This is a genomic window from Streptomyces sp. NPDC051822, from assembly GCF_044452745.1.
GTDB lineage: Bacteria > Actinomycetota > Actinomycetes > Streptomycetales > Streptomycetaceae > Streptomyces.
In genome coordinates this window covers 455,639-464,579 of sequence record NZ_JBITBZ010000006.1, presented here as the reverse complement: position 1 = coordinate 464,579, position 8,941 = coordinate 455,639, and the positions used below count along the sequence as shown (strand labels likewise).

Here is an 8,941-nt window from a genome sequence, read left to right as displayed (position 1 = left end):
TGGTGGCAGCGCTGGTGGTTTCCGTCGTGACGACAACCGTGGCGGCGACAACCGCGGCGGCGGTGGGTTCCGTCGTGACGAGCGGCCTTCGTTCCCGCGTGATGATCGCGGTGGGTTCCGTCGTGACGACCGGCGTGATGAGCGGCCTTCGTCGTTCCGTCGGGACGACCGGCCCTCCTTCCCCCGTGACGACCGTGCCGGCGACAACCGCGGTGGTGGGTTCCGTCGTGACGACCGGCGTGACGAGCGGCCCTCGTCCTTCCGGCGGGACGACAACCGTGGCGCCGGCGGTGGGTTCCGCCGTGACGACCGCGGTGGCGACAGCCGTGGCGGTGGCTACAGCCGTGACGACCGCGGCGGCGACCGCGGTGGCTACCGTGGCCGGGACGACCGGGGTGGCTTCGGTCGCCGTGACGACCGGGACCGTGGTGACCGCGCGCCCATCAAGCGGCTGCCGATCCCGGACGAGGTCACCGGTGAGGAGATCGACCCGGACGTCCGCCAGGAGCTCATGAGCCTGCCCAAGGGGCTGGCCGAGGACGTCGCCCGCAACCTCGTCATGGTCGCTCAGCTGATCGACGAGGACCCGGAGCAGGCCTACGGGTACTCCAGGGTCGCCCTGCGGCTCGCGTCCCGTGTCGCCGCCGTGCGTGAGGCCGCCGGCTTCGCCGCGTACGCCACGCAGAAGTACTCCGAGGCGCTGGCCGAGTTCCGTGCCGCCCGCCGCATGAGCGGTGGCGTCGAGCTGTGGCCCGTCATGGCCGACTGCGAGCGTGGGCTCGGCAGGCCCGAGCGTGCGCTCGCGATGGCCGGTGAGGCCGAGGTGCAGAAGCTGGACAAGGCCGGGCAGGTCGAGATGCGGCTCGTGGCCGCCGGCGCCCGCCGGGACATGGGGCAGCTCGACGCGGCCATCGTGACGCTGCAGAGCCCCGAACTGGCCTCCAGCGCCGTGCACCCGTGGACCGCCCGTCTGCGGTACGCGTACGCCGACGCACTCCTCGCCGCCGAGCGCGAGAGCGAGGCGCGCGACTGGTTCGCCAAGGCTCTGGAAGCCGACAAGGACGGGGCCACGGACGCCTCGGACCGGCTTGCCGAGATGGACGGTGTCGAGTTCGTGGACGCGTTCGACGACTCGGAGGAGGAGTCGGACGACCTCTCGGACGACCGTGCGAACGACGTCTCCGACGACGCCGTCGAGGTGGACGAGGACGACGACGAGGACGATGACCTCGACGAGGACGACAGCGACGACAGTGTCGGCGACAAGAGCTGACGCGGTTGACATGTGAGAAGGGCGGCACCCTCCGGGGTGCCGCCCTTCTGCGTTTCCGTGGCCCTCAGTCCAGCGCGAGGCTTCTCAGGACCAGGCCGGTCGCCGGCTTCGGGCCGAAGGAGGTCGACTTGCGGGGCATCGTGACGCCCTGGCGGGCGAGGTCCCGTACGACCTCCTCGCGCACCGGGTGCATGAGGACCGCCGTACCGCCGTGGCGTTCCGCCTGGGCGACGGCGGCCGCCGTGTCGTGGATGTAGCTGATGTCCTCGGGCGCGTCCGGGATGTGCCAGACGTGCTCCAGGAGGGTGGAGTGCAGGACCGTCGCGTCCAGGGTGCGCCAGGCCTCGGGGCGGTCCGGGCGGATCGTCCGGTCGAGGAGGGCGGGGTCCGGCCGGTCGACGAGGTGGAAGTGGCCGTCACCGGCCAGGAGGAAGGCGTTGCCGTCCGCCGTGGCGGCCCTGAGGGCCTCCAGGGCCGCCGGCAGGGGACCGTCGATCCGGCGTACCCGGAAGGAGCCTGCGAGGGCCGCCAGGGCCTCGGACACGGGCAGACGGTTGAGGAGGCGGTGGATGGCGCGGACCCGGAGGGGGTAGCGGGCCGTGTCGATGAGCAGGACCAGGCCGTAGTTCCACGGGCCGGGCGAGGGGTGCTCCTCGCGGAGGCGGAGGTAGGTCGCCCAGCGGTGGTGGCCGTCCGCGATGAGAGCCTGGTGGTGGGAGAGCGCGCCGGCGACGGTGGCGAGTTCCGAGGGGTCCGTGACCGCCCAGAGGCGGTGGTGGAAGCCGTCCTCCGTGGTGGTGGAGAGCAGCGGCTCGCGCCGGACGGTGTCCTCGATGACCGTGTTCGCGCCGTCCTCGTCCGCGCCGACGTAGGTGAGGAGCAGCGGCTCCAGGTTGGCGGCGGTGGTGCGCATCAGGGCGGCACGGTCCTCGACCACGTGCGGCATGACGTCCTCGTGGGGCAGGACGACACCCTCCGCAGGGGCGGAGAGCTCCAGGGCGCCGATGAGGCCGCGCTGGAGGATGCCGTCGCCGTGCTGCTCGTACACGTAGAGCGCGGGCTCCGGGTCCGGGGCGAGGACGCCCTCCGCGAGCCAGCGGTCGAGGGTGACGGCGGCCTTGCGGTGGCGGGTGCCCGCGGTGATCGCCTGCGGGAGGATCAGCCGGACGATGTTGTGCGGGTCGGCCGATTCCAGATGGAGCAGTCCGTCAGGTCGTACGACGACGTCATAGGGGGGAGACGTCACGGCGGCGAGGCTGCCGACCCGCTCGGGGACGTACCGGAGCCCGCGGAACGGGGTCAGGCGCAGGCCTGCGGCGTCGTCGCGGACGTCGGCGGCCGCGTGACCTGATGTGTTCATCTCGTCATCGTATGTGGGCGGCGGGCATGAGCGATGATCGGGGAGCGGGGATCTCATGTGAGGCGAGGAGTGTGCGGTGACGGTGCGGAACGGCCGGGGACGGCAGGATGCGGGCGCGAGTCGGCCGGGTGGCAGCGCGGTGCCGCTGAGCGAGGCGTACGACACGGCGCTCCTGGATCTGGACGGTGTCGTGTACGCGGGCGGGGAGGCGGTTCCGTACGCCGTCGACGCCCTCGGGGTGGCACGCGCCGGGGGGATGCACCTGGCCTACGTCACCAACAACGCGCTGCGGACGCCGGACGAGGTCGCGGCGCACCTCACCGAGCTCGGGGTGCCCGCCGAGGCCGGCGACGTGGTCACCTCGGCGCAGGCCGTGGCCCGGCTGATCGCCGAAGACGTGCCGGCCGGGTCCCCGGTGCTCGTCATCGGCGGCGAGGGGCTGCGCGTGGCGCTGCGCGAGCGGGGCCTGGTGCCGGTGGAGTCGGCCGAGGACGGGCCCGTGGCCGTCGTGCAGGGGTACGGGGGGCCGGACATGCCGTGGGGGCGGTTCGCGGAGGCGGCGTACGCGGTGGGGCGCGGGGTGCCGTGGTATGCCTCGAACACCGACCTGACGATCCCCGGGGCGCGGGGGATCGGGCCGGGGAACGGGGCGGCGGTGGAGGTCGTACGGATCGCCACGGGCGGTCGTGCGGAGCCCAAGGTCGCGGGGAAGCCGCTGCCGCCGATGCACCGGGAGACGGTGCTGCGGACGGGCGCGCGCCGGCCGCTGGTCGTCGGGGACCGGCTGGACACCGACATCGAGGGGGCGTTCAACGGCGGGGTGGACTCGCTGCTCGTCCTGACGGGGGTGACGGACGTGGCGCAGCTGCTCGCGGCGGTGCCGGAGCACCGGCCGACGTATGTGGCGGCCGATCTGCGGGGGCTGCTCACAGGCCAGCCCGAGGTCGTCGCGGCGGAGGGCGGCGGATTCGTGTGCGGGGACTGGCGGGCTTCGGTGAGCGGCGGTGCGCTGGTCCTCGAAGGGCCGGAGGGTCTCGCGGCTCCGGCGGCCGGTGCGGTCGACGTGATGGACGGGGTGCGGGCGCTGTGCGGGGCGGCCTGGTCGGCGGCCGACGCCGGCGGGGTCGTACCGGAGGCGGAGAAGGCCCTCGCACGGCTCGGGATGTGAAATTGGGTAGGCTAACCTAACTTCATTTGGGTTGAGGGCACGGGAGCACGGACATGGACGGTCGACAGCAGCGGCTGAGCGCGGAATCGGTGACCCTGGCGTACGAGCAGCGGGTCATCGCCCGCGAGCTGTCCGTCGAGATCCCCGACAACTCCTTCACCGTCATCGTCGGGCCGAACGCCTGCGGCAAGTCCACGCTGCTCCGTGCCCTCTCCCGCATGCTCAAGCCCAGCGAGGGGCGCGTCCTGCTCGACGGGCAGTCCATCCACGCCATGCCCGCCAAGAAGGTTGCGAAGACCCTCGGGCTGCTGCCCCAGACCTCCGTGGCGCCCGACGGCATCACCGTCGCCGACCTGGTCGCCCGCGGCCGCTACCCGCACCAGGGGCTGCTGCGCCAGTGGTCGCCCGAGGACGAGCGGGTCACCCAGGAGTCCATGGAGGCGACCGGCGTCGCCGAGCTGGCCGAGCGGTACGTGGACGAGCTGTCCGGCGGTCAGCGCCAGCGCGTCTGGATCGCCATGGCGCTCGCCCAGCAGACCCCGCTGCTCCTGCTCGACGAGCCGACGACGTACCTCGACATCCAGCACCAGATCGACGTCCTCGACCTCTGTGCCGAGCTGCACGAGACCCAGGGCCGGACGCTCGTCGCCGTGCTGCACGACCTCAACCACGCGGCCAGGTACGCGACCCATCTCATCGCCGTCAGGGACGGCGCCGTGGTCGCGGAGGGCCCGCCGTCCGAGGTCGTGACCGCCGAGCTCGTCGAGCGGGTCTTCGGGCTGCGCTGCCAGGTCATCGACGACCCGGAGACGGGGACGCCGCTGGTCGTACCCGCCGGGCGCAAGGCCCGCGTACCGAAGCCCGCGGCGCCCGCCTCCCAGGAGCCCGCGCTACAGAAGTGAGCGCAGCCGCAGCAGGTCGCGGAAGCCGGCCTCGAGCCTGACCCGGCCCGAGGCCCAGGCCTTCGCGAAGTTCAGGTCGCCGCCCACCATCGCCACCAGGTCGTCCCCGGTCATCGCGAGCCGGATCTGCGCCTTGGCGGGCGGTGGGCCCGCCACCGTGGAGTCGACCCGGATCCGGCCGTCCGTGAGGCGGCCCGTGAACGTGGTGTCCAGGTCCGTGATGTGGCAGCTCAGGGTGCGGTCGAGCGCGGCGGCCCCGCGCACGTCGCCGTCCGCCCGCGCGAGGCTGTCCGAGAGTCTGTCCAGTGCGCCGCGGCACTCCATGATCGTCGCCATCGCCGTCGACCGTACCCCAGGCGCAGGCGGTAGCGTCGGGAGCATGAACGACGCGATGCCCGAACCGGTGCCCGCGGGCGCCGTCGCCCCCCAGGACGTCCACGAGCCCTCCGCGCCCGCGCCGCTGGGGGTCGCGCGGGAGCTCACCGGGCATCCGGGCGTCGACGGCCACCTGGCGCGTCTCGCCGAGGTGGACGACCTCCCGGCGGACGGACACCTGGAGGTGTACGAGGATGTACACCGTGGACTGCGTGCGGAGCTGACCTCGCTCGACGCGCATCCCGCCCCTCGTCCGAGCGAAAACCCTTACGAAAACAGGAGCTGAACCGAACGTGGCAGGAGTGGCACGCCGCCGTCTCGACGCCGAGCTGGTCCGGCGCAAGCTCGCGCGCTCGCGCGAGCACGCCAGCCAGTTGATCGCCGCGGGCCGGGTGACCGTCGGCAAGACCGTCGCCACCAAGCCCGCCACCCAGGTCGAGACCGCCGCGGCCATCGTCGTGGTCCAGGACGACTCCGACCCCGACTACGTCTCGCGCGGCGGCCACAAGCTCGCCGGGGCCTTCGCGGCCTTCGTCCCCATGGGGCTGAAGGTCGAGGGCCGGCGCGCCCTGGACGCCGGGGCCTCCACCGGCGGCTTCACCGACGTGCTGCTGCGCACGGGCGCCGCCCATGTCGTCGCCGTCGACGTCGGCTACGGCCAGCTCGCCTGGTCGCTGCAGAGCGACGAGCGCGTCACCGTGAAGGACCGCACGAACGTACGCGAGTTGACACTCGACGCGATCGACGGCGTCCCGGTCGACCTCGTCGTCGGTGACCTGTCGTTCATTCCGCTCGGTCTCGTTCTGCCCGCCCTGGTGGCGTGTACGGCGCCCGACGCCGACCTCGTGTTGATGGTCAAACCCCAGTTCGAGGTGGGGAAGGAGCGGCTCGGCACCGGCGGAGTCGTCCGTTCCACCGAACTCCGCGCGGACGCCGTGAAGAACGTGGCCCGGCGGGCCGCCGAACTCGGGCTCGGTGTCCTGGGCGTCACCGCCAGCCCGCTGCCCGGACCCTCGGGCAACGTCGAGTACTTTCTGTGGCTGCGGGCAGGCGCGCCCGCGCTGGATCCGGCGGATGTCGACCGCGCCGTGGCGGAAGGACCTCGTTGAGCTCAACGGCAGCAGCATCAGAGACCGCACCACGTACTGTCTTCCTGCTCGCGCACACCGGCAGGCCGGCCGCCGTGCGCAGCGCCGAACTGGTCGTCCTCGGGCTGCTGCGCTGCGGCATCGGCGTCCGTGTCCTGGAGGCGGAGGCGGCCGACCTGCCGCTGCCGCCGTCCGTCGAGAAGGTCCCCGAGGCCTGCTCCGACGCGCTCGACGGCTGTGAACTCCTCGTCGTTCTCGGCGGCGACGGCACCCTGCTGCGCGGCGCCGAGTTCTCCCGCGCCTCCGGCGTCCCCATGCTCGGCGTCAACCTCGGCCGGGTCGGCTTCCTCGCGGAGGCCGAACGGGACGACCTCGACAAGGTCGTCGACCGGGTCGTGACGAAGGCGTACGAGGTCGAGGAGCGGATGACCCTCGACGTCGTCGTGTACGAGAACGGCGACGTCCTGCACCGCGACTGGGCGCTCAACGAGGCGGCCGTGCAGAAGGTGTCCCCGGAGCGGATGCTGGAGGTCGTGCTCGCGATCGACGGGCGCCCGGTGACCGGCTTCGGCTGCGACGGGGTGATCTGCGCGACACCGACGGGATCCACCGCGTACGCCTTCTCGGCGGGCGGCCCGGTCGTCTGGCCGGAGGTCGAGGCCCTGCTCATGGTCCCGATCGGGGCCCACGCCCTCTTCGCCAAGCCGCTGATCACCACCCCCGAGTCGGTGCTCGCCGTCGAGGTCGAGCCGCACACCCCGCACGGGGTGCTGTGGTGCGACGGGCGGCGAACGGTGGAACTCCCGGCCGGGGCACGGGTCGAGGTGCGGCGGGGCGCCGTGCCGGTCCGGCTCGCCCGGCTCCACCACGCCTCCTTCACCGACCGGCTCGTCGCCAAGTTCGCCCTCCCGGTGTCGGGGTGGCGGGGCGCGCCGCGCTGACGTCCTCTCCCGCTCCCCGGTCCGGAACGATCGGCGCGCCGGAGGGTTACGCCCGGGGGTGATGTCGCGTCGCGGCAGGGAAACCTCGTATGGTCTGGGGCGTGCTGGAGGAGATGCGGATACGGTCGCTCGGGGTCATCGACGACGCGGTGGTCGAGCTGTCGCCCGGCTTCACCGCGGTGACCGGTGAGACCGGTGCGGGCAAGACCATGGTGGTGACCAGCCTCGGGCTGCTGCTCGGTGGCCGGGCCGACCCGGCCCTGGTGCGGATCGGCGCGGCCTCGGCCGTCGTCGAGGGGCGGATCAGGGTGCCCGCGGGCGGGTCCGCCGCCGTACGCGCCGAGGAGGCCGGGGCCGAGCTGGACGAGGGCGTGCTGCTCGTCAGCCGTACCGTCTCGGCCGAGGGACGCTCACGGGCCCATCTCGGCGGGCGTTCCGTGCCCGTGGGGCTGCTCGCCGAACTCGCCGACGAACTCGTCGCCGTCCACGGTCAGACCGACCAGCAGGGCCTGCTCAAGCCGGCCCGGCAGCGGGGCGCGCTCGACCGGTACGCGGGCGAGGCCGTCTCCGTACCCCTGGCCGCCTACGCCGAGGCCTACCGGCGGCTGCGCGCCGTCACGGGAGAGCTGGACGAGATCACCACCCGGGCCCGGGAGCGGGCCCAGGAGGCCGATCTGCTGCGCTTCGGACTCGGCGAGATCGAGGCCGTCGCCCCGCGCGCGGGGGAGGACACCGAACTCGCCGCGGAGGCGGAGCGGCTCGGGCACGCCGAGGCCCTCGCCTCCGCCGCCGCGCTCGCGCACGCCGCGCTCGCGGGTGTTCCCGAGGACCCCGAGTCCGTCGACGCCACGACCCTGGTCGCGGGCGCGGTCCGGGCCCTGGAGGGCGTACGGGCGCACGACGCGGCGCTCGCCGCGCTGGCCGACCGGATGGGGGAGATCTCCATCCTGCTCGGCGACGTGGCCACCGAGCTGGCCGGGTACGCCGACGACCTCGACGCCGACCCGCTGCGCCTCGCCGCGGTCGAGGAGCGGCGCGCGGCGCTCACCCAGCTCACCCGCAAGTACGGCGAGGACATCGCGACGGTCCTGGCGTGGGCGGAGGAGAGCGCGGGCCGGCTCGGCGAGCTGGAAGGCGACGACGACCGCGTCGAGGAGCTCACCGCCGAACGGGACAGGCTGCGCGACGACCTCTCGGTGCTCGCGCAGCGGCTCACCGACGCCCGCACCGAGGCCGCCGACAGGTTCGCCGACGCGGTCACCGCCGAGCTCGCCTCGCTGGCCATGCCCCACGCGCGCGTGTCCTTCGACATCCGGCAGACCGAGGACCCCGAAGGCGTCGAGGTCGGAGGGCGCCGGGTCGCGTACGGCCCGTCCGGGGCCGACGAGGTCGAGCTGCTGCTCGCCCCGCACCCCGGAGCCGCGCCGCGGCCCATCGCCAAGGGCGCGTCCGGCGGTGAGCTGTCCCGGGTGATGCTCGCCGTCGAGGTCGTCTTCGCCGGGGTCGACCCGGTGCCGACGTACCTCTTCGACGAGGTCGACGCCGGTGTCGGCGGCAAGGCCGCGGTCGAGATCGGCCGCCGGCTCGCCAAGCTCGCCAGGACCGCGCAGGTCGTGGTCGTCACCCACCTCCCGCAGGTCGCGGCCTTCGCCGACCGGCAGTTGCTCGTCGAGAAGACCAACGACGGCTCCGTGACCCGGTCGGGCGTCACCGTCCTGGAGGGCGAGGAGCGGGTACGGGAGCTGTCCCGGATGCTCGCGGGCCAGGAGGACTCCGAGACGGCCAGGGCCCACGCGGAGGAGCTGCTGGCCACGGCCCGGGCGGACGGCTGAGG

Annotated in this window: 9 protein-coding genes; 7 read left to right on the top strand and 2 right to left on the bottom strand. The window is 73.5% G+C overall.

The features are described from left to right. The first annotated feature begins 451 nt into the window (after positions 1-451). Positions 452-1,273: a hypothetical protein gene (locus tag ACIA8N_RS21750; RefSeq protein WP_365787946.1), complete on the top strand. Its 822-nt coding sequence runs from the start codon at positions 452-454 to the stop codon at positions 1,271-1,273. A 64-nt stretch (positions 1,274-1,337) separates the two neighbouring features. Here ACIA8N_RS21750 and ACIA8N_RS21745 read toward each other — a convergent pair whose 3' ends face one another. Then, positions 1,338-2,633, bottom strand: coding sequence for a DUF1015 domain-containing protein (locus tag ACIA8N_RS21745; RefSeq protein WP_365787098.1), 1,296 nt, complete (start codon positions 2,631-2,633; stop codon positions 1,338-1,340). Positions 2,634-2,709: 76 nt separating this feature from the next. Here ACIA8N_RS21745 and ACIA8N_RS21740 point away from each other — a divergent pair, with 76 nt between their 5' ends. Both ACIA8N_RS21740 and ACIA8N_RS21735 read left to right on the top strand, forming a co-directional pair. After that, positions 2,710-3,801: an HAD hydrolase-like protein gene (locus tag ACIA8N_RS21740; protein ID WP_365787100.1), complete on the top strand. Its 1,092-nt coding sequence runs from the start codon at positions 2,710-2,712 to the stop codon at positions 3,799-3,801. Positions 3,802-3,854: 53 nt separating this feature from the next. After that, positions 3,855-4,703 carry an ABC transporter ATP-binding protein gene (locus ACIA8N_RS21735; protein ID WP_365787102.1) on the top strand — a complete coding sequence of 283 codons (849 nt, stop codon included), beginning with the start codon at positions 3,855-3,857 and terminating at the stop codon, positions 4,701-4,703. Here the strand turns inward: ACIA8N_RS21735 and ACIA8N_RS21730 are convergent. Beyond that, positions 4,692-5,039 (bottom strand): SCP2 sterol-binding domain-containing protein, encoded by a 348-nt coding sequence (locus ACIA8N_RS21730; protein WP_365787104.1) that lies wholly within the window; start codon positions 5,037-5,039, stop codon positions 4,692-4,694. The genes ACIA8N_RS21735 and ACIA8N_RS21730 overlap by 12 nt on opposite strands. 43 nt (positions 5,040-5,082) lie before the next feature. On the opposite strand from ACIA8N_RS21730, the gene ACIA8N_RS21725 reads away from it, so the two are divergent. The 4 genes from ACIA8N_RS21725 (at position 5,083) to recN (ending at position 8,939) form a co-directional block, all read left to right on the top strand. Next, positions 5,083-5,364: a hypothetical protein gene (locus ACIA8N_RS21725; RefSeq protein WP_365787106.1), complete on the top strand. Its 282-nt coding sequence runs from the start codon at positions 5,083-5,085 to the stop codon at positions 5,362-5,364. A gap of 7 nt (positions 5,365-5,371) precedes the next feature. Further along, on the top strand, positions 5,372-6,187 hold the full coding sequence (locus ACIA8N_RS21720; RefSeq protein WP_030551389.1) for a TlyA family RNA methyltransferase: 816 nt from the start codon (positions 5,372-5,374) through the stop codon (positions 6,185-6,187). Continuing rightward, positions 6,184-7,107: an NAD kinase gene (locus ACIA8N_RS21715; RefSeq protein WP_030221121.1), complete on the top strand. Its 924-nt coding sequence runs from the start codon at positions 6,184-6,186 to the stop codon at positions 7,105-7,107. The genes ACIA8N_RS21720 and ACIA8N_RS21715 overlap by 4 nt, the downstream gene beginning before the upstream one ends. Before the next feature lie 89 nt (positions 7,108-7,196). Further along, positions 7,197-8,939 (top strand): DNA repair protein RecN, encoded by a 1,743-nt coding sequence (recN, locus tag ACIA8N_RS21710; RefSeq protein ID WP_365787109.1) that lies wholly within the window; start codon positions 7,197-7,199, stop codon positions 8,937-8,939. Positions 8,940-8,941: the final 2 nt, after the last annotated feature.

Bases quoted from the DNA above. Each gene is read 5' to 3' on its own strand.
- ACIA8N_RS21745 (WP_365787098.1), bottom strand. From the start codon at position 2,633: ATGAACACATCAGGTCACGCGGCCGCCGACGTCCGCGACGACGCCGCA.
- ACIA8N_RS21735 (WP_365787102.1), top strand. From the start codon at position 3,855: ATGGACGGTCGACAGCAGCGGCTGAGCGCGGAATCGGTGACCCTGGCG.
- ACIA8N_RS21730 (WP_365787104.1), bottom strand. From the start codon at position 5,039: ATGGCGACGATCATGGAGTGCCGCGGCGCACTGGACAGACTCTCGGAC.
- ACIA8N_RS21725 (WP_365787106.1), top strand. From the start codon at position 5,083: ATGAACGACGCGATGCCCGAACCGGTGCCCGCGGGCGCCGTCGCCCCC.
- recN (WP_365787109.1), top strand. From the start codon at position 7,197: ATGGTCTGGGGCGTGCTGGAGGAGATGCGGATACGGTCGCTCGGGGTC.